The sequence below is a fragment of the Magnetospirillum gryphiswaldense MSR-1 v2 genome, from assembly GCF_000513295.1.
In the GTDB taxonomy this organism is placed as follows: domain Bacteria; phylum Pseudomonadota; class Alphaproteobacteria; order Rhodospirillales; family Magnetospirillaceae; genus Magnetospirillum; species Magnetospirillum gryphiswaldense.
Window position 1 is genome coordinate 2,286,269 of the sequence record NC_023065.1, and the last position, 20,628, is coordinate 2,306,896.

At 63.9% G+C, this 20,628-nt stretch carries 16 protein-coding genes; 8 read left to right on the plus strand and 8 right to left on the minus strand.

Going from position 1 to position 20,628, the window contains the following annotated elements; genetic code table 11:
* Positions 1-44: 44 nt before the first annotated feature.
* Genes MGMSRV2_RS10770 through MGMSRV2_RS10780 form a run of 3 tightly spaced genes read left to right on the plus strand, consistent with a single transcriptional unit; the run spans position 45 to position 3,425 of the window.
* Entirely contained in the window at positions 45-2,102 is a 2,058-nt protein-coding gene (locus MGMSRV2_RS10770) for a TRAP transporter permease (RefSeq protein ID WP_024080390.1), read from the plus strand.
* The gene (locus MGMSRV2_RS10775) at positions 2,066-2,482 is read left to right on the plus strand and encodes a DUF1850 domain-containing protein (protein ID WP_041634378.1); all 417 of its coding nucleotides are present in this window, start codon (positions 2,066-2,068) and stop codon (positions 2,480-2,482) included. The genes MGMSRV2_RS10770 and MGMSRV2_RS10775 overlap by 37 nt, the downstream gene beginning before the upstream one ends.
* Positions 2,472-3,425 carry a ChaN family lipoprotein gene (locus MGMSRV2_RS10780; RefSeq protein WP_024080392.1) on the plus strand — a complete coding sequence of 318 codons (954 nt, stop codon included), beginning with the start codon at positions 2,472-2,474 and terminating at the stop codon, positions 3,423-3,425. The genes MGMSRV2_RS10775 and MGMSRV2_RS10780 overlap by 11 nt, the downstream gene beginning before the upstream one ends.
* Here MGMSRV2_RS10780 and MGMSRV2_RS10785 read toward each other — a convergent pair whose 3' ends face one another.
* The 8 genes from MGMSRV2_RS10785 to MGMSRV2_RS10820 form a co-directional block, all read right to left on the minus strand.
* Complete coding sequence (locus MGMSRV2_RS10785) at positions 3,426-4,595, minus strand: hypothetical protein (RefSeq protein WP_024080393.1); 1,170 nt, start codon at positions 4,593-4,595, stop codon at positions 3,426-3,428.
* 36 nt (positions 4,596-4,631) lie between these two features.
* Complete coding sequence (spbR, locus tag MGMSRV2_RS10790) at positions 4,632-5,747, minus strand: SpbR family protein (protein WP_024080394.1); 1,116 nt, start codon at positions 5,745-5,747, stop codon at positions 4,632-4,634.
* 77 nt (positions 5,748-5,824) lie between these two features.
* The gene (locus MGMSRV2_RS10795; protein WP_024080395.1) at positions 5,825-6,529 is read right to left on the minus strand and encodes a glutamine amidotransferase; all 705 of its coding nucleotides are present in this window, start codon (positions 6,527-6,529) and stop codon (positions 5,825-5,827) included.
* A 93-nt stretch (positions 6,530-6,622) separates the two neighbouring features.
* Complete coding sequence (locus MGMSRV2_RS10800; RefSeq protein ID WP_024080396.1) at positions 6,623-7,327, minus strand: ABC transporter ATP-binding protein; 705 nt, start codon at positions 7,325-7,327, stop codon at positions 6,623-6,625.
* Entirely contained in the window at positions 7,327-8,088 is a 762-nt protein-coding gene (locus tag MGMSRV2_RS10805) for an ABC transporter ATP-binding protein (protein WP_024080397.1), read from the minus strand. The genes MGMSRV2_RS10800 and MGMSRV2_RS10805 overlap by 1 nt, the downstream gene beginning before the upstream one ends.
* Positions 8,085-9,044, minus strand: coding sequence for a branched-chain amino acid ABC transporter permease (locus tag MGMSRV2_RS10810; RefSeq protein WP_041634380.1), 960 nt, complete (start codon positions 9,042-9,044; stop codon positions 8,085-8,087). Before MGMSRV2_RS10810 ends, MGMSRV2_RS10805 begins: the two co-directional genes overlap by 4 nt.
* Before the next feature lie 2 nt (positions 9,045-9,046).
* A complete protein-coding gene (locus MGMSRV2_RS10815; RefSeq protein ID WP_024080399.1) occupies positions 9,047-9,919 on the minus strand; it encodes a branched-chain amino acid ABC transporter permease in 873 nt (290 codons plus the stop codon).
* A 65-nt stretch (positions 9,920-9,984) separates the two neighbouring features.
* Complete coding sequence (locus MGMSRV2_RS10820; protein WP_024080400.1) at positions 9,985-11,130, minus strand: ABC transporter substrate-binding protein; 1,146 nt, start codon at positions 11,128-11,130, stop codon at positions 9,985-9,987.
* A gap of 269 nt (positions 11,131-11,399) precedes the next feature.
* On the opposite strand from MGMSRV2_RS10820, the gene MGMSRV2_RS10825 reads away from it, so the two are divergent.
* The 5 genes from MGMSRV2_RS10825 to MGMSRV2_RS10845 all read left to right on the plus strand — a co-directional run bounded on the left by MGMSRV2_RS10825 (position 11,400) and on the right by MGMSRV2_RS10845 (position 20,592).
* Positions 11,400-13,478, plus strand: coding sequence for a methyl-accepting chemotaxis protein (locus tag MGMSRV2_RS10825; RefSeq protein ID WP_024080401.1), 2,079 nt, complete (start codon positions 11,400-11,402; stop codon positions 13,476-13,478).
* 127 nt (positions 13,479-13,605) lie between these two features.
* Complete coding sequence (locus MGMSRV2_RS10830) at positions 13,606-15,303, plus strand: sensor domain-containing phosphodiesterase (protein WP_024080402.1); 1,698 nt, start codon at positions 13,606-13,608, stop codon at positions 15,301-15,303.
* 20 nt (positions 15,304-15,323) lie between these two features.
* Positions 15,324-17,402 carry an NAD-dependent DNA ligase LigA gene (ligA, locus tag MGMSRV2_RS10835; protein ID WP_024080403.1) on the plus strand — a complete coding sequence of 693 codons (2,079 nt, stop codon included), beginning with the start codon at positions 15,324-15,326 and terminating at the stop codon, positions 17,400-17,402.
* A gap of 76 nt (positions 17,403-17,478) precedes the next feature.
* Positions 17,479-19,038: a tetratricopeptide repeat protein gene (locus MGMSRV2_RS10840; RefSeq protein ID WP_024080404.1), complete on the plus strand. Its 1,560-nt coding sequence runs from the start codon at positions 17,479-17,481 to the stop codon at positions 19,036-19,038.
* A 213-nt stretch (positions 19,039-19,251) separates the two neighbouring features.
* On the plus strand, positions 19,252-20,592 hold the full coding sequence (locus MGMSRV2_RS10845) for a DEAD/DEAH box helicase (RefSeq protein ID WP_024080405.1): 1,341 nt from the start codon (positions 19,252-19,254) through the stop codon (positions 20,590-20,592).
* Positions 20,593-20,628 lie beyond the last annotated feature (36 nt).

Genomic DNA, 20,628 nt, shown 5'->3' on the forward strand with positions numbered 1-20,628 from the left:
GTGGTCCGGCGCCGCTCTTTTCTTGACTTTTCGCGGGGTTCTTCATGACCGGCACCGCCATCACCGACGACCAGGGCGCCCATGGTTTCTTGCAGGGTAACGCCGCCCGCGCCGTGTTCATCGTCGGCATCGTCTTCTCGCTGTTCCAGATTTGGACGGCGACCTTCACCCCCTTGTCGACCCAGGTGGTGCGCTCGGTCCATGTGGGCTTTTTGCTGCTGACCAGCTTTTTGCTGTTCGGCCTGCGCAAGTCCCACGCCCGCGACCATATCCCGTGGTACGACTGGGTACTGGCGGCGACGAGCTTTGCCCTGGGGCTGTACCACTGGGTGTTCGAGGAAGATCTGATCGTGCGTTCGGGCGACCCCACCACCGCCGATCTGGTGGTCGGCGTGGTGGTCATCGCCCTGGTGTTCGAGGCGGCGCGGCGGATCATGGGCCTAGCCCTGCCGATCATGTGCGGGGTATTCATCCCCTATGCCCTGTTGGGGCCGTTGCTGCCGGGGCCGCTGGCCCATCGCGGCTTCGGCTTCGACCAGTTGATCGACCAGTTATTCCTGGGGCCGGAAGGTATTTACGGCACCCCCACCTTCGTTTCCGCCACCTATATTTTCCTGTTCATCCTGTTCGGCTCGTTCCTGGAACATGCCGGCATGATCCGGCTGTTCAACGACGTGTCGCTGGGGCTGGTGGGCTGGGCCAAGGGCGGACCGGCCAAGGTCAGCGTCATCTCGTCCGGCTTCATGGGCACCATCAACGGCTCGGGCGTCGCCAACGTGCTGACCACCGGCCAGTTCACCATTCCGCTGATGACCAAGTTCGGCTATCGCCCGGCCTTCGCCGGCGCGGTCGAGGCCACCGCCTCCATGGGCGGGCAGATCATGCCGCCGGTGATGGGCGCCGTCGCCTTCATCATGGCCGAGACCATCGGCGTGCCTTATGCCGAGATCGCCCTGGCCGCCATCATCCCCGCCGTTCTTTATTACGCCAGTGCCTTCTGGATGGTGCACCTGGAAGCGGGCAAACAGGGATTGCTGGGCCTGTCCAAGGCCGAATGCCCCAGCGCCTTGAAGGCGGTGCGCGAGGGCTGGTATCTGTTCCTGCCGTTGATCGCCCTGGTGACCTTGCTGTTTTCCGGCTACACGCCATTATTCGCCGGTGTCATCGGCCTGGGCTGCACGGCCTTGCTGATCATCGGCCATGCGCTTGCCGGCTCGATCCCCACCGGGCTCTTGCGCTGGGTGTTCTGGCTGGGCCTGGCCTTGAGCGCCGCCGCCTTGAACAAGGCCGGCTTCAGGGCCGAGATTCTGATTTCCATCCTGGTGCTGGGGTTGGCCCTGCCCTGCCTGTTCTTCGTCAAGGGCCGCGCCGTGCTGGGGACCATCATGGGCTCGCTGGCCGACGGCGCCCGCAATGCCGTCGGCGTCGGCGTTGCCTGTGCCCTGGTCGGCGTGCTGATCGGCGTCACCACCCTGACCGGCATCGCGTCGAGCTTCGCCGGCGCCATCGTCGCCCTGGCCGACGGCAATCTGTTCCTGGCCCTGGTGCTGACCATGATCGCCTGCATCATCCTGGGCACCGGCCTGCCGACCATTCCCAATTACATCATCACCGCCTCCATCGCCGCGCCCGCTTTGCTGCAAATGGGGGTGCCGCTGATCGTCTCGCACATGTTCGTGTTCTATTTCGGCATCATGGCCGATCTGACCCCGCCGGTGGCCCTGGCGGCCTTGGCCGCCAGTTCCATCGCCCGGGCCGGTCACATGGAAATCGGCTGGCTGGCCACCCGCATCGCCGCCGCCGGCTATGTGGTGCCGTTCATGGCCGTCTATGAACCGGCGCTGATGCTGCAAGGCGATCCCTCGGTTTTGCTGGTGGCTTATATGGTGTTCAAGGCCTTGGTCGGTATCGCCCTGTGGGGCGGGGCGGCCATCGGCCATTTCTTCACCGACCTGAACTGGCCTGAGCGCCTGTGGGCAACGCTGGGTGCTGGCCTGCTGGTGGCCGCCCTGCCCATCACCGACGAATTGGGCTTCGCCGTCTCCGCTGCTTTCGTGGTGTGGCAATGGCGCAAAAGCCGCAAGGCGGTGGTGACGGCGTGATCGGATTGTGCCTGATGCTGGCTGCGGGGGTGAACATTGTGCGGTTGGACCTGCCCGACGGGCGCTTCGGTCTGCGCTGGGTCCATTCCATCGAAAAGGTGGAATGGCAGGAAGACTGGCGGGCCGATGGCACCGGCCTGAGCCTGACCCTGGCCCGCATCAAGGGCAGCGGCGCCGGCATGGAGCCGCCCGAGGGCGCCCGTTTGCGCGACGGCTGGTATGAATGGCGGCCCGGCGTGCCCCCCCTGCCCCGGCTGATCCTGGGCCGATCGGACGCGGTGGCCGATCATGTCCTGTGCATCGGGGGCGACTGTCGGCCCTTATGGGCGTACATTGCCGGCACCAACCCGGTCACCTTGGAACCCTGCCATGCGCCTTAGTACCGTTGCCGTCGCCCTGTTGCTTGCCCTGCCGGTTCAAGCGGCGGAACCACCCGCCCCCACCGCACCGTTGGAACGCGACCATCCGCTGGTCGGCAGGATATGGCAGCCAGCCAGCAAGGCCTTCATCACCGCCGACGCACTGGCGGCACAGGCGGCAGCGGCGGACATGGTGCTGCTGGGGGAAACCCACGACAATGCCGACCACCACGCCTTACAGGCCTGGATGGTGGGGCGGTTGATGGTGCCATCCTCGCCCAAACCGCTGCTCGCCTTCGAGATGCTCGACCGCAGCCAAGGCCCTGCGCTAGAGGCCCATCTGGCAGCCCACCCCAAGGATGCCGACGGCCTGGGGGCGGCGGTGGGCTGGGACAAATCGGGCTGGCCCGACTGGGCACTTTATCGCCCCATCGCAAAGGCGGCACTGGAAGAAGGTGCCGCCGTGGCAACGGCCAATCTATCCAAGGACGACAGCCGTGCCATCGCCAAGGGCGACATCCCCACCCCCTGGCGCGACAAGCTGGGCCTGGAAACACCGCAAGATCCCGGCCAGCGCCAAGCCATGGAGGCCGACATCCAGGCCGGCCATTGCAACATGCTGCCCGAGCGGGCGCTGCCGGCCATGGTCCGGGTCCAACGCGCCCGTGATGCCGCCATGGCCTGGACCATGGCCCAGGCGCCACGCGCCGTGCTGATCGCCGGAGCCGGGCACGTGCGGAACGATCGGGCGGTGCCAGTGCATCTGGCGAGCATGGCCAAAGGGAAGCACGTGCTGGCGCTGGCCTTCCTGGAGGTCCAGCCCGGCAAAACCGAACCGGCGCAACACGCGGAAGTCTATGACACCGACCATCTGCCGTTCGATGCGGTGTGGTTCACGCCCAAGGCCGAACGCACCGACCAGTGCGAAGCGTTCAAGCGGCATCTGGACAAGAAAAAGGACTGATTAAAGCCCCTTTTCGAAATCCACCGGCGAGCGCAGATAAGCGTTGAAGACGTCGGGCAGGCGCCGCTTCAGGTCTTCCAGCGGATCGGCCAGATCCAGCGGCGTACGCGCCACCTTCTCGCAGAACATCTTGATCAGCTTCTTGTTGCCGGGCGGGCCGAAGATTTCAGAGAAGATCTGTTCGCCCAGACGCTCCTGCGCCACCCCCAGGAAAATGGGAATCTGGTGGAACTGCAAATAGGTGACGATCTGGGTGATGGTATCGCCGGAAATCAGATGCAGCCACTCGGCCATCTGCTCCAGATCCTTGGCGTTCTGGATTTCCATGGCTTCCAGGCGGTCGCAATCGACGCACATTTCCCAGAAATTCTCGCCCATCTTCTCGTAGACGGCACCATGCAGGAATTCGTAGCGATCCTTGCCCAGGAAGGCCACGCCCTTGGCCGCCAGCGGTTGGGTATCCAGCATTTCGCGCATCATGGAATCCGACATGATCTTGCGCGCCTGGTCCATGGAATGGCGACCGATATCGGCCAAGGCGGCGATGCCATCAGGAGTCCGCAACGAGGTGACGCCACGGCCCAATTCGTTGATCAGCTTGACCGGCAATTCAGCGAAATAGGGGATCAGCGGTACCTGCCAGTCGAAATCCAGATGGTCCTTGATGGCCACATAGAATCTGTCGCCCTGGGTCGGGCTGGGCTTGGGAACCTCGGAATCGCTCCACTTGCCGCCAACCAGTTCCTTCAGCTTGTCCAGCAGGCCTTTTTGGACGGGATTGACGGGCACCTTGTGCACCGCACTGGTGTTCGAACCCCAGCGCTTGTCGGAATAGGCCTTGGTGCCTGAACGCACCACCATGCCGACGATCTGATCAAGCGAACGACCGCAGCGCAACGGCACGTCATCGGTGCTGACCGGGTTGCCGGCGATGTCGACCAGGAATTCCTGAAACTTTTCCCGCCGGGTGCGCACCAATTGCAGGCAGGCGCTCAACAGGTCGGGGGTGCTCATGATCGTGCCATAGGGGTCGTCATAGGCGGCGAAGGCCGGCACCATCTCCAGCAAACGGGCCATGACCGGCCCCTTGATGGTACGGATGATGTCCTTGCGCTGCTCAGCATCCTTGTCCACCGGCTTGCTCGCCGCTGGCTTGCCCTTGTCCGCCATGCCCGTCCCAGTTCCCCTGCATTCCTTCCGGAATGATTATTCGCTTAAAGTGGTCGCTGGCAATTGGTTCATCTTGGCCAGCAGATATTCCAGATCGTCGTTTTCAAAATCGACACCCAAATCGCCGTATTGGGTCAGGATACGTTCGATCATGCGGCGTGAAAAGCGTTCCCGATCATTGGGACCACCGTCATATTCCATTTCATAGGATACGTCGATGGCGGCACGCATGGCGGCATAAAACGCCTTGGGTAGGCCGGCTTTGTCGAACAGGGCCTCGAAGCCGCGCTTACCGGCATCGTGGATCAGGGTGCGGGCGTTTTCCAGCTTGATGCGGGCCAGCTTGGCCATGGCCGCTTCAAAGAAGGTCATGTCGCCCATGCACACCGCGCGCAGAATGATGGAGGGCGTCAGGCGGGCATTGCGATACAGGTGATCGACCAGCTTGAGCACGTCGGTATCGGCATCGGCCAATCCCAGCACTGCCAGTTCACGCGCCTGCAACATCAGATTGGTGGCGGTTTCCGGCGACATGTCGGGCCGGGCCATCAATGCCTGACGCAGGTTTTCCGACACCCGGGTCATCAGCCGCTCGGCCACCGTCACCGGCAGGGTACGGCGCGACACCAAGGGACCACCCACCGCGTCGGATTGGGCGAATTCGTCGACCACGCGCTGCAACGTCGCCTCGGCGATTTCCGCACCGTCATTGCCGACCAAGGTGGCGACGACGCTTTCGTTGTGGGTGTCGACCAGGGCATCGGCCAATCCCGCCGACACATGGGCGCGCTTGGCCACCGCCACCTGCTTTTCGGCCCCTTGGCTTTTGACGATTTCGATCAAATCTTCGTCGGTCAGCACCTCGGAAAACTGCAGCATGGGCAGCGACACAGATTCCACGTCGCGGGCCAGACTGGCGGCGATGTCGTGGGGAACGGTGGGATTTTCCTTGAGCTGACGGGCCAGCGCCTCCCGCACGCGCACCTCGGCGTCCTTGGCCATCAGGCGGAAGATGTCCTCCGCCAGCTTGCGCTGGGTCTGGCTCAACCCCTGGTGCTGCCCGGCGATCTTGTCGGCGATCTCGGCACGGATGTCGGCCGAAGGATTGGCCAGCAGCCGGGCGACGTCTTCCTCTCTTAGCTTTTCTTCCACTGCCGTCTTCTTCCGCTTTCTTGGCCTGCGCCGATACCCTTGCTTATAATATACATTGGTTACCGACCACTGAACAGCTATGCGCAGACCTGATCCAACCAAGCGCCGAACATGGCCGGCCCGATCCTTTGCATGGCCGCCCCTTCCGTCTGGGCGGCGGCGCGCAAACCGGTGACGGACACGCCATCGGTGGCCGCGATTTCCCCCACATGCCCCACATACCAACGTTCCAGCCCCATGGTCGAGGCCTCCACATGGAACTGCAAGGCCAGCCCGCATTGACCGACGGCAAAGGCCTGGTTGAGCGTCTGCGGCGTCGAGGCCAGACGCACCGCCCCATGGGGCAGATCGAAGGTGTCACCATGCCAGTGCAGCACCGGCGCCGTGCCCAACTGGGAGAAGGGCGAGGTGGCGGCCTCGGGCGTCAGCGACAGGGAAGACCAGCCGATTTCCTTGCCGTTGGGATTGGGGAAAACCCGCGCCCCTAGGGCCGCGGCCATGATCTGCGCCCCTAGACACAGACCCAAGGTCGGGCGGTCGGCGTCGAGACGACGACGGACCATCTCGATTTCCGCGGTGAGGAAGGGAAACGCGCCATGATCGTAAACACCGATGGGACCGCCCAGCACCACCAGCAGATCGCCGGCCAGCGGGTCGACGTCATCCAGACCACCCAAGGGGGCATCAATCACCTGAATTTGGAAGCCGCGCTGGCGCAGCACCGGCTCCAGCAGATCCAGATCCTCGAAGGCGACGTGACGAATGGCAATACAGGTCTTCATGGCCCCTCGGTCCAAGCAAGCCGTATTGAACCATGATCACAGCCGTCCCGCCACGCGTTTTTACGCACACAGAACACGTAAAAGTATTGCCGATTACAGACCGAGATAAGCTTGTTTGATCCGTTCATCGGCCAACAGGGCGTGGCCCTGATCGGTCATCACCACCGATCCGGTTTCCAGCACATAGCCGCGATCGGCCAGGGTCAGCGCGGCATGGGCGTTTTGCTCGACCAGGAAAATGGTGACACCGTCGCCGCGCAAGCTCTGCACCACGTCGAAAATTTCCGCCACCAGCAAGGGCGCCAACCCCATGCTGGGCTCGTCCAGCAGCAGCAGGCGCGGGCGGCTCATCAGGGCGCGGGCGATGGCCAGCATCTGCTGTTGCCCGCCCGACAGCGTGCCGGCGGGCAATTCCCGTTTCTTGAACAAAACCGGGAACAGCGTGTACATGCGCTCGAGATCGTCGGCCACCTGCCGACCCTGACGCAGATAGGCGCCCAGGCGCAGATTGTCCTCGACGCTCATGGGGCCGAACACCTGGCGCCCTTCCGGCACCTGGGCGATGCCCAAGGCCACCCGCTTTTCCGGCGAGGCCCGGGTGATGTCGGCACCGTCGAAGCGGATGGAGCCGCCGCTGATCGGCTGCACCCCGGACAGGCAACGCAACAAAGTGGTCTTGCCGGCGCCGTTGGCGCCGACCAGGGCGACCAGTTCACCTTGCTCCACCGTCACCGAGATATCGTCCAACGCCTGGATGCGCCCGTAATGGCTGGTCAGGCCGCAGATTTCCAACAGCATCAGGCATGGGCTCCCAGATAGGCGGCGATGACGTCGGCATTGGCGCGCACCTGGGCGGGCGTGCCCTCGGCCAGTTTGCGACCGTAATCCAGCGCCAGGATATGGTCGGAAATGCCCATCACCATCTTCATGTCGTGTTCCACCAGCACCACGGTGATGCCTTGGCCGGCCACCTTCTTGATCACCTCGTCGATCTCGCGGCTTTCGGTCGCGTTCAGCCCCGCCGCCGGTTCGTCCAGCAGCAGAAGCTTCGGCCGTGCCGCCAGAGCGCGGGCGATCTCCAGCCGCTTCAAGGCGCCATAGGGCATGGCCGAAGCCTCGGCCTCGGCATAGTGAGCAAGACCGACGAAGTCGAGCAGGCGCAGACATTCCTGACGACAGGCGCGATCGCCGCGAACCATGGACGGCAGCCGCAACAGGGACGGCCAAAAGCGGCGATCCACATGCAGATGGGCGCCGACCATGACGTTTTCCGCCGCACTCATGTTGAAGAAGATTTGCAGGTTCTGGAAGGTCCGGCTCATGCCCAGGCGAGCCAATTGGCTGGGACTTTTGCCGGCGATGTCGGTGCCGTCCAGCGTGATGCGCCCGGCGCTCGGGGTATAGATGCCGGTGATCAGGTTGAACAATGTGGTCTTGCCGGCGCCGTTGGGGCCGATGATGGAATGGATGGTGCCGGCCTCGACGGAGAAGGACAGATCCTGCACCGCATGCACACCGCCGAATTCCTTGGACAGGCCGTCCACCGCCAGCAGGCTCATGACCGTCCCCCCATGCGCTTCCTGATCAGCAGGATCAGGCTGGGCAGCAAGCCCTTGGGCAGGAAGATCATGGTGCCCATCATGATGGCGCCGAAGATCATCGCCTCGTAATCGTCGAAGGCGGTCAGCATCTGCGGCAGCACGGTCAGGATGAAGGCGCCGAGGACCGAGCCGAAGATGGAGGCCATGCCGCCCAGCACCACCATGGTCACCAATTCGATGGAGCGGTGGAAACTGGCGATGTCCGGGGTGATGAAACCGTTCTTGTGGGCAAACAGCGAACCGACGACGGACGCGAACACCGCCGAGACCACGAACATCAGCACCTTATAATGACTGGTATCGACGCCGACCACCTGGGCGCCGATCTCGGCCCCGTGACCGGCGCGCAGCGCCCGGCCCACCGGCGACTGCACCAGATTGAGCGACAGCCACACCGCCAGCAGCAGCAAAGCGGCACTCAGCCAGTACCATTGCCGGTCGGTACTCAGCGCCAGCCCGGCCACCGCCAGCGGATCGACGCCCATGCCGTCGGGGCCGCCGGTCCACTGGGCCTCGGTCTTCAGGACGATGTAGATAATCATGCCGATACCCAAGGTGGCCATGGCCAGGTAATGGCCTTTCAAACGCAGGATGGGGCGGGCGATGACAAAGGCCATCAGCCCGACCAGGGTGGCCGAGGCAACCATGGCGGCCAAAGGCGGCACCCCCCACCGGCTGGTGGCAATGGCGCTGCCATAGGCCCCCAGGGCGAAAAAGGCGCCGTGGCCCAGACTGATCTGACCGCCATAACCGATCAAAAGATTAAGGCCGACACAGATGATGGCGTTGAACAGCGCCCCCACCGCCACGTCGTAATAATAGGCGTTGGCGAAACCCAGGGGGGCCAGGGCCAGAACCGCCGACAGCAGCGCCATGCCGCCGACACGGGCGGTCAGCAGGGAAGACTTGGTCATGCTCATACCCGATCGACGCCCTTCTTGCCGAACAGCCCGTTGGGCATGAAGAACAGCACGAACAAGATGATGACGAAGGCGATGGCGTCCTTATAGGCCGACGACACATAACCGGCGCCCAAGGCCTCGGCGATGCCGACGATCAGACCGCCGACCACCGCCCCCATGCCGTTGCCCAAACCACCCAGCACCGCCGCCGAAAACCCCTTCAGTCCCAACATGATGCCGGCTTCGTAATTGGTGAAGGCGATGGGGGTGACGACGATGCCGCCCACCGCGCCTAGCAGCGCCGACAGGGCGAAACTGACCAGCAGCACCTTTTTCACGCCGATGCCCATCAACTGCGCCGCCAGCCGGTTGAACGAGGTGGCCAGCATGGCCTTGCCGAAAAGCGTGTGGTTGAAGAACCACCACAGGGCGGCGATGGCGGCCATGGACACGCCGAAGACCCACAGGCTTTGCGGCATCAGGGTGGCGCCCAGGATGCGGATGGGGGTTTCACCGGAAAACGGGGCGAGAGCGTGGAATTCCTTGTCCCACACCACCTGGGCGGCACCGCGCAGAAAGATCGAGGCGCCGATGGTGATGATGATGATGGTGACCACGTCGGCATTGCGTGCCGGCTCGATGGCGAATTTTTCCAAGGCCACGCCCACCAGCATGGTCAGGGCCATGGCCGCCAGAATGGCCGCCGGCAGCGGCACGCCGGCGGCGGTCAGGGTGGCGGTGGCCATGCCGCCGATCATGATGAATTCGCCCTGGGCGAAATTGATCACGTGACTGGCGTTGTAGATGATGGCGAAACCCAAGCCGGCCAAGGCATAGATGGCCCCCGAGGTCAGTCCGGCAAACAGATATTGCAGCAGTTCCGCCATGAAACATCCCTTGAACAAGAAGGCAAAAAACGGCGCCCGCGCCGGCGGGCGCCGTCATTCAACCTTTAATCGACCATCTTCCAGTCGCCTTTGACGATTTCCACCATGTGGAAGGCCGACAGGTTCAGACCCATGTGGTCGGTGGCCGACATGGAAACGATGCCGCCGGTACCCACATAGCCCGAGGTCTTCTCGATCTCGTCGCGGACCTTGGCCTTGTCGCTGGTGCCGGCGCGCTGAATCGCCGCCAAGGCGATCTGCAAACCGTCATAGGCATGACCGGCGAAGGTCGAGACTTCCGACTTGAACGCCGCCTCGTAATCCTTCTTGAAGGCGGTGACCACCGGCTTTTGCGGGTCGGTGGCGGCCAACTGCTCGGCGATGACCAGACCGGCGGCGGGCAGACGCACGCCTTCCGAGGCATCGCCGGCCAGACGGATGAAGTCCTTGGAGGCGACACCATGGGACTGGTACAGCGGCTGGGTGATGCCCAATTGCTTGTAGTTCTTGGTGACGATGGCCGGGCCCTGGCCGAAGCCGAAATTGAAGATGGCCTGGACACCGGCGGTGTTCTTGATCTTGGTCAGCTGGGCGGTGACGTCGGGGTCCTTGGGCGAATAGACCTCGTCGGCGACGATCTCGATGCCGTATTGGGGGGCGACCAGCAGCGACTGGTCATGGCCCGACTTGCCGAAGCCGGCATTTTCCGAAATCAGCGCCACCTTGGTCAGGCCGCGCTTCTTCATGTCCGAGAACACCTTCTCAGCCGCCATGCGGTCGGTGTGCGGGGTCTTGAACACCCATTTCTTCACCGGATCGACGATGTCGATGCCGCCGGCCAAGGAAATGAACGGAACCCCGGCCGGGTCGGCGATCTTGATCGCCGCCATGGAGGTGCCGGTGGTGGTGCCGCCGATCAGGATGTCGACATTGTCGCTTTGGATCAGACGCTTGGCGAAGGTCGCCGCCTTGTCCGGGGCGCCGCCGTCGTCATAGACGGTCAGTTCGATCTTGCGACCCTGGACGCCGCCTTGCTTGTTCAGCCGGTCCACATACATTTCCAGGGTCTTCTTTTCCGGCTCGCCCAGAAACGACGCCGGGCCGGTCACCGACAGGAACGCACCGATCTTCACCGGATCGGCGGCCTGGGCGGTGGCGGCAAATCCAAACGCGGCAACAGCCGCAACACCCCATTTCACGAGGTTGCGCATGAGTAATCTCCTCCCGTTTTTGCACGGCTTATGTTTGCCGCCCCTGGATTTAAAAGGCTAAAGCGACGAAGAGCAATGACTTACCCGCACTTTGTGGAATCGAACCAACAAGCCTGAGCGGACTTGGTCGGCGATAGTTCAGCAAATGCAGAAGATTGCGGGGCGATTTTAGAATCAACAAAATATGTATCCCTAGCCTTCGTATGGTGGCAAAACCCCGTCTAACACTTTAGCGTTAGACACAATCATACATTTAGGGGAGGACCGGGGTGGTCAAGGTCACGCAAAGCCTGAAGGGCAAGATCATCGCCAGCACGCTGGGTATCCTGGTCTTCAGTGCCGCCGCCATCATCGCCTCGACCCTGTGGCTCAGCCGCAAGACCGCCTATGACGGCGCCATCGCCCTGACCAGCGAAATCGCCAACCGTCACGGCGCCTCCATCGCCGCCAACGTCACCGCCGCCATGGAAAGCGCGCGCGGCAGCGCTGCCCTGGTCCGTGCCCAGCAGCTGGCGCAAAACCTGGATCGCCGGGCGCTGAACCGTTATCTGGCCCAAGTGGTCAGCCACAATCCGCTTTATTCCGCCGCCTGGATCGACATGGCCGACAACGCCTTCGACGGCATGGATGCGCAATACGTCGATACCGGCACCGGCGAACGCCTGGGCCTGCCGGTGACCGGTCGGGTCAGCCTGTTGTGGGTGAAAGGCGAAAAGGGCGTCGAGCCCAATATGAGCGAGGGCGAGACCTTCGAGGCCATCGCCAAGGAGGATTATTACCGCGTCGCCGCCCAAGCCAAGAAGGAAGCGGTGGTCGAGCCCTATTTGGACAAATATACCAACAAGACCATGACCACCGCCGCCTTCCCCATCCTCAAGGACGGCAAGGTCATCGGCGTCGCCGGCATCGACCTGACGCTGGACCGGCTGTCGGAACTGGTCACCAGCATCAAACCCTATGGCGACGGCCTGGCCGCCATCCTGTCCCCCCAGGGCCATTACATCGCCCATCCCGATCAAACCAAGACGTCGCAGGCCGCCACCGACCTGCCGGAAGACGCCCGCGCCGCCCTGATCGCCGGCAAGCCGTTCAGCGGCATGGCCCAGGTGGGCGGGGTCAGCCATTATCTGCACATCGTTCCCATTCATTTCTCCGCCGCCGACCAAACATGGTCGTTCCTGGTGTCGGTCCCCGAATCCAGCATCCTGGCCGAGGTCAACCACCTGACCCGCTGGACCATGGGCATCGGTGTCCTGTGCCTGATCATCGGCGGCATCGTCGCCTGGCGCCTGGGCCACGGCATTTCCCAACCCGCCCGCAGCCTGACCGAGGCCATGGCCTCGCTGGCCCGCGGGCTGTGGCACACGTCGGTGCCCCACACCGACAATGCCGACGAAATCGGCCACATGGCCCGCGCCGTGGTGGTATTTCGTGAAAATGGTCAGGCCAATGCCCAATTGCAGGCCGACCAGGAACGCACCGCCGCCGAGCGGGCGCGGCGCCAGGAGATCGTCGAATCCCTGGTCGCCGGCTTGGACCAGCAGGTCATCAACATCCTGGAACGCCTGAGCCGCGCCGCCACCACCTTGCGCGGCACCGCCGAGAGCATGATGCGCATTTCGCGCCAGACCTCGGAACAGGTGACCACCGCCGCCGCCGCCACCGAGGCCTCGACCCGGGGCGTGCAGGAAGCCGCCCAGGCGGGCGAGGAATTGTCGTCGTCCATTTCCGCCATCCGCGAACGCACCGGCCAGACCAGCCAGATCACCGAAGAAGCGGTGCGGGTGGTCGGTAACACCGATTCCCAGGTCCAGGGACTGGTCACCGCCGCCGATCAGATCGGCGACATCGTCAAGATGATCAGCGCCATCGCCGGCCAGACCAACCTGTTGGCCTTGAACGCCACCATCGAGGCAGCCCGTGCCGGCGAGGCCGGCAAGGGCTTTGCCGTCGTCGCCAACGAAGTGAAGATGCTGGCCACCCAGACCGCCAAGGCCACCGACGAGATCATCCGCCAGATCGGCGCCATCCAGCAAGCCACCCAGGACTCGGTGCGCTCGCTGCATCAGGTGGGCGAAATCGTCCATCAGGTCGAGGAAATCAGTCTGGCGGTCAGCGCCGCCATGACCCAGCAAGATGCCGCCACCCGCCGCATCGCCGGCAATCTGCAGGAAGCCGCCGCCGGCAGCGCGGCGGTGGTCGACAATGTCGACCGCGTGGCCGAAGCCGCCACCGAGACCGACCACGCCGCCTCGCAGGTGTTGGGTGCGGTCGAGGATTTGTCGGCCCAGGCGGATCAATTACGGCGCGAATTCACCGATTTCATGGATCGCATCCGCGCCGCCTGAATTTTAGACAAAATATGACGAATCGGGTGCGCCCCTGATGCGCACTCCTTGCGCACACGTTAAGATTCCTTTAAATTTCAGCATTAGGTGGGGTGGGACTACCTAATCTGGGGTTGGGAGGGGTGAGATGGGCGTCGATTCGTCGCTCGTCGACAAACTGAAGGCACAGCGTGACCGCTTCATCGCCTTCGCGTTTGCCGGCGCAGATTTGCTGCTGGAAATAGACAGTGATGGCATCATCGGTTTTTCCACCGGTGCCGGCGAGGCCATGTACGGCCTGTCCGACAACGACATGATGGGCCGGTCGCTGTCGGAATTCATCTTCCCCCGCGACCGCAAGCGTTTCGACGATTGCATCTTGCGCCTGAAGAATACCTCGCGCCTGGACCACACGCCGTTCACCCTGATGGGATCGGGCGGTGCGGTCACCCGCATGCGGCTGGCCGGCATCCGCCTGCCGCATCTGCCCAACACCTTCCATCTGGTGCTGTCGCGTGTTCCGCCCATGGCCTCGGTCGAGGTCGAACGCATCTCGGGCGAGATCGACCACAAAAGCCAGTTCATCGACATGGTGCGCGGTCGCCTGAACGAAGCCAATCGCATCGGCACCGACTACACCATGACCCTGTTCGACCTGTCGGGCAGCAATCTGCGGGCGCTCGATCCCAAGGTGGCGCAAAGCTTTCTGTCGACCATGCACAACACCATCGAGGAATGCTCGCTCCGCGGCGCCTCGTCGGGCTCGCTCAGTTCCACCTCGTTCGGGCTGGTGCATGACGACAAGATGCCGGCGGCGGAAATCCACAAGCGCGTCACCATGGTCGCCGACCGCTTCATCGACAAGAACAAGGGCGCCACCGTCAAGATGCGCTCGGCCACCTTGGAGATGGAGGATTCCACCCTGTCCGACGACGATATCGCCAAGGCGCTTGGCTATATCATCAACAATTTCGTCAAGGACAGCACCGCCTTCAGCCTGAAATCGCTGGCCGAAGGCGCACAACTGGCGGTCAGCGACACCCTGACCCGGGTGCGCAATTTCCGCAAGATGATCAAGGGCGACGACAAGCTGGTCTTCCTGTTCCAGCCCATCGTCAACGTCCGCACCGGCGCCGTGTTGAAATACGAAGCCTTCAGCCGCATCACCTATAACGGCACCATGTTCTCGCCGCCGCAGATCATCCCCTTCGCCACCGATGTCGGCCTGATCGGCGAGTTCGACCTGATCACCGTGGCCAAGGCTTTGAAACTGATGAAGGAGACCGGCACGGTTTCCACCTTGGCCCATCTTTCCATCAACATTTCCGGCCATTCGCTGGGTAATCCCGGCTTCTACCAGGCCTTGCTGAAAATGCTGGAGGAGAACCGCCCGGTGCTGGGTCGCTTGGTGCTGGAAATCACCGATGCGGCGCAGATTTACAATCTGCACGAAGCCAAGCGCCTGCTGGCCCGTATCCGCAAGCTGGGCGCCCGTATCTCGCTCGACGATTTCGGCTCGGGCGGGGCGGCGTTTGAATTGCTGCGCAACCTGCCGGTGGATTTCGCCAAGTTCGACCGCGACTTCATCCTCGATGCCGCCGACCCCAAGGGCCGATCGGTGCTGAAGGCGATGACCGGCCTGTGCCACGATCTGGGCATCGTCACCGTCGGCGAGTGCGTGGAAGACGCCGCCACCTTGGCCAATCTGTGTTCCGTCGGCATCGATTATGCCCAGGGCTATTATTTCGGCCAGCCGGCTGTCGATGCGGCCAAGCGTATCAAATACTTCACCGAACATATCAAGCAAGCCGGCACCAATGAACCCGGGTTGATGAATGCGGTCTGACGGCGCTATAACCCTGGCCCATGACCATAGAAATCGACGCCTTGACCCCGTTTGAAGCCCGCATCGAGGCCAGCGCCCTGCGGGAAAAGCTGATCCGTTGGGATCTGGCCTATCACCAGGCCGATGCCCCCGAGGTGGACGACGCCACCTATGACGCGGCCAAGCTGCGCCTGCTGGCCATCGAGGCGCGCTTTCCCGAACTGGCGGCGGGCAGCCCCACCGCCAAGATCGGCGCCCCGGCCGCCGACGGTTTCGGCAAGGTCCGCCACGGCGTGCCCATGCTGTCCTTGGACAACGCTTTTTCCGAAGACGATGTGCGCGAGTTCGAGGGCCGCATCCGCCGCTTTCTCGCCCTGCCCCCCGACCTGCCCATCGCCTTTGTCGCCGAACCCAAGATCGACGGCCTGTCCATCAGCCTGCGCTATGAGAACGGCCACTTCGTCCGTGCCGCCACCCGTGGCGACGGCAGCGAGGGCGAGGACGTCACCGCCAATATCCGCACCCTGATCGATAGCGGCAAAATCCCCGAACGCTTCAACGACGCCCCCGCCCTCATCGAGGTGCGCGGCGAAATCTATATGACCAAGGCCGACTTTTTGGCGCTGAACCAGCGCCAGGAAGCGGCGGGCGACAAGCCCTTCGCCAATCCCCGCAACGCCGCCGCCGGCAGCTTGCGTCAATTGGACCCAACCATCACTGCGTCGCGGCCCTTGTCGCTGTTCGCCTATGCCCAGGGCGAGGTGATCGGCGAGGTGGGCGACAGCCATTCCGCCTTTCTCGACCGCCTGCGCGCCTGGGGTTTTCCCGTCAACGACCGCATCCAGACCTGCCACGGGGCCGAGGACTTGCTGGCCCGCTACGCCGCCATCGGCACGGCCCGCGCGGACCTCGATTACGACATCGACGGTGTGGTCTATAAGGTCGACCGCTTCGACTGGCAGCAACGCCTGGGTTTCGTCAGCCGCTCGCCCCGCTGGGCCATCGCCCACAAATTCCCGGCGGAACAGGCCACCACTCTGCTGGAGCGCATCGAAATCCAGGTGGGCCGCACCGGGGCCTTGACCCCGGTGGCGCATCTCACCCCGGTCAATGTGGGCGGTGTGGTGGTCAGCCGCGCCTCCTTGCACAACGAAGACGAGATCATCCGCAAGGGCGTGCGCGAGGGTGACACCGTCATCATCCAGCGCGCCGGCGACGTCATCCCGCAAGTGGTCGGCGTGGTCATGGACAAGCCGCGCGGCGCCGCTGAATTCATCTTCCCCGACACCTGCCCGGTCTGCGGCAGCCATGCAGTCAGAACCGGCGACGAGGTCATCCGCCGCTGTTCCGGCGGCTTGGCGTGCAAGGCCCAGGTGAAGGAACGGCTGCGCCATTTCGTTTCCCGCAACGCCTTCGACATCGAGGGATTGGGCGACGAGAACATCGACTTTTTGTGTGAAGGCGAATGGATCAACAAGCCGGCCGACATCTTCCGCCTGGAAGCCGCCAATGCCGGGCGGCTGCAGCGGCTGCAAAACTACAAGGGCTGGGGCGAGAAGAAAGTCACCAAGCTGTTTGCCGCCATCACCGCCCGGCGCACCATCGCGCTGGAACGGCTGATCTATGCGTTGGGCATCCGTCAGGTGGGCGAGGCCACGGCCAAGCGGCTGGCCCGGCATTACGGCAGCTTTGCCGTCTGGCGCGAATCCATGCTGGCGGCGGTACCGCGCGAGAACGACAGCTATCACGACCTGATTTCCATTGAAGATATCGGCCCGGCGGTGGCCAACGACATCCTGGCCTTTTTCGCCGAGGATCATAATGTGGCCGCGCTCGACGATCTGGCCGCGCAACTGACCATCAACGACGCCCAGAAGATCGAAGCCGGCAATTCCCCGGTTTCGGGCAAGTCGGTGGTGTTCACCGGCGAATTGGTGGCCATGACCCGGGCCGAGGCCAAGGCCAGGGCCGAGATGCTGGGGGCCAAGGTGGTGGGCAGCGTGTCGAAGAAGACCGATTACGTCGTCGCCGGCCCCGGCGCCGGCTCGAAACTGGCCGAGGCGGAAAAGCTGGGCCTGACCGTGCTCAGTGAACAGCAATGGCTGGAACTGATCAGTTAAGCCCGCATCTTCACCGCTTGGTAACCACAAACGGGCAGTCTGACGAATTGGACTGTGATAGCCTGAACCCGCCCCGATGAGCACGCCCGAGGATCCCCGGACCAAGTTCACCAAGCCGCTGACCCGGCCTGGGGCCGGTGCGCCCACGCGCAACCTGCCGGCGCGCATCGAACCACAGCCGCAAGCCCAGCCCGAACCGCCCGCGTCCGAGGACATCCCCGGCGGCAGCGGCGGTCTGGCCCGCCTGCTCGACGCGGTGGCCAAGATGCTGCACCCCAAGGTTCCGGCCAAGGAAAACCCCGACCCGGTTCCGACGCCACGGGCCGAGCCTGCCGTGTTCACCATCATCGTCGCCGCCATGAACGGCGACAATCCCGATGGCGCCGCCTCGCAGCAGATCTATAAGGCGCTGGATTTGCGCCAGACGCTCAAGGTCAAGCCGCTGCCGCGCCCGTTCCTGCTGGAAAATGCCCAAGACCCGGCCCAAGTCAGCGCCCTTCTGATCAATACCCGCCATGTCCTGGTCGACGAGAATGCCGATTTGCTGGTGTGGGGCGACGTCTCCAAGGACGGTTATGTGCTGCGCTTCGCCGGCAGCAACCTGCCGGACGAGGAAAAGCCAGCGGTGTTCGGCCCGCAATTTCGCCTGGAACTGCCGCTCAATCTGGGCGAGCCGCAAATCCATATGCTCTATGCCGCCACCCTGGCCGCCGCCGACCCGGCCAACGAAATGCAGCGCGCCGCCATCCGCCGCCTGCTGCCGCCGGCAACCCAGCCGCTGGAAGCCCTGGCGGTCAAGCCGCCGGTGTCCTTGTCCATGGGCCAGCAGCGCAGCATCCTGCTGACCCATGCCCATGTCTGTACCGCCACCGCCCTGGCGGTACCGCCGTCACAGGCGGATGAATGGTTTGAAAAAGCGCTCAACGCCTATCTGGCGGCGGAAAAGCGCCAGGGCCGCAACGACCCGGCTTGGGAAAACGGCCTGTTGCACAAATATCTGGCCGCTTCGCTGACCGCACGGGCCGAACGCATCAAGGACAAGGCGCTGACCTATCTGCAACTGGCGGTCAAGCATTGGCGCATAGCCGCGGAAAACCTGCCCCGAGCCACCTTGCCGCAGGAATGGGCGGCGGCCCAGACCCGGCTGGGGGTGGCGCTGCACCGTCTTGACCTGCTGACCGGCGACAGCGACTTGCTGCGCGAGGCCCTGGGTTGCCTGCAGGCGGCGCTTCAGGTTCATAGCCGGGCCGAGGCACCGACCCGCTGGGCCGACATCATGAATTCCATTGCCCAGGTGCTGGAAGTCTATGGCGAGCAACTGAAGAACCCCGAGGTTCTGCAACGGGCCATCGACGCCTGCCATCTGGTGCTTGAAGTGCGCACCCGCGACCGCACCCCGCTGGCCTGGGCCTCGACGCTCAACACCCTGGGTTCGGCCCTGTTCCTGATGGATCGCCACGGCGGCGGCGTCGCCCATCTGGACGAGGCGGCCAAGGCCTTCGAGGACGCGCACGCGGTGTTCAAGGCCCATGGCTCGAAAGGCCCGGCCCAGGTGGCCGCGCGCAATCTGGGCCATGTGCAGAAACTGCTGGAAGAACGCAAGGGCCGTGCCGTCATCGACCCGGATTGGCGGTGACCCAACCATCGCCAAAGCATGTGTTGCAATGCAGCGACTGATCCTGTTATAAGCAGTCAGCCTTTTTTGCGCCTGTGCGCTGGCGCCGGACATGTTTCCGGGCGCCATTTCCGCAAAAATAGGCCCCCCTCCCGCTGGTCGCGCACCCTTCGGGCGCCAAAAATCCCGCCGCCGGATCGACCGGTGGCGCGCGATCCATTGTGAAAGAGCCTTATGACTTCGTTCAAAGACCTCGGCCTGGCCGAAGAATTGACCTTTGCCCTCGACGCCGAGGGTTACACCACGCCGACCCCGATTCAGGAACAGGCCATCCCGCATCTGCTGGCCGGCCACGACATGCTGGGCATCGCCCAGACCGGCACCGGCAAGACCGCCGCCTTCGCCCTGCCCATCCTGCACCGCATCGCCAGCGACAAGCGTCGCGCTGCGCCCCGGACCGTGCGCAACCTGATTTTGACGCCGACCCGCGAACTGGCCGTGCAGATCAATGACGGTTTCGCCACCTATGGCCGCAACATCCGTTTCCGCCGCGCCTGCGTGTTCGGCGGTGTCGGCCAGGGCCCGCAGGTCCGCGCCCTCAATGGCGGCGTCGACGTGCTGGTCGCCACTCCCGGTCGCCTGCTCGACCTGATGGACCAAGGCTTCGTCAACCTGTCGGGCATCCAGACCCTGGTCTTGGACGAAGCCGACCGCATGCTCGACATGGGCTTCATCCAGCCGGTGCGCAAGATCGCCGCCCTGCTGCCCACCGGTCGTCAGACCCTGCTGTTCTCGGCCACCATGCCCAAGGCGGTGGCTGATCTGGCCAGCTTCCTGCTGCGCGACCCGGTGCGCGTCGAGGTCACCCCGGTGTCGTCGACGGCTGAACGTATCGAACAGAAGGTGCTGTTCGTCACCCGCGAGAACAAGCGCAACCTGCTGTTGGACCTGCTGCGCGGCAAGGGCGTGGGGCGTGCCATCGTCTTCACCCGCACCAAGCACGGCGCCAACCGCGTCGCCGAGCAGCTGATGAAGGACGGGGTCACCGCCGACGCCATCCACGGCAACAAGAGCCAGAATGCCCGCCAGCGGGCGCTGGACGCCTTCCGCTCGGGTGAAGTGCAGGCTCTGGTCGCCACCGACATCGCCGCCCGCGGCATCGACATCGACAACGTCACCCACGTCATCAATTTCGAGCTGCCGAACGAGCCGGAAAGCTATGTCCACCGTATCGGCCGCACCGCGCGCGCCGGTGCCGAAGGCATCGCCGTGTCGTTCTGCGACGCCGAGGAAGTGGCTTACTTACGCCAGATCGAAAAGATCATCCAGCAGCCGGTGCCGGTGGATATCGAACACGAATACCATGCCGAGCCGGTGGCCCGTCTGTTCGCCAGCGGCAAGGGCAACCCGCCCAAGCGTGGCGGCGGCGGTGCCCGTCCGTTCGTCGGCGGCAACCGCCCCAAGGGCCCGTCCGCGGGTCGTCCGGGTGGCGGTGGCGCCCCCGGCGGCGGCAACGGCGGCCAGCGCCGTCATGCTGCCGGCCCCGGCGGCCACGGCCACAGCAAGCGTGGCTAAGTAAAGAAAAGGGCGCGAACCCCAGCGGTTCGCGCC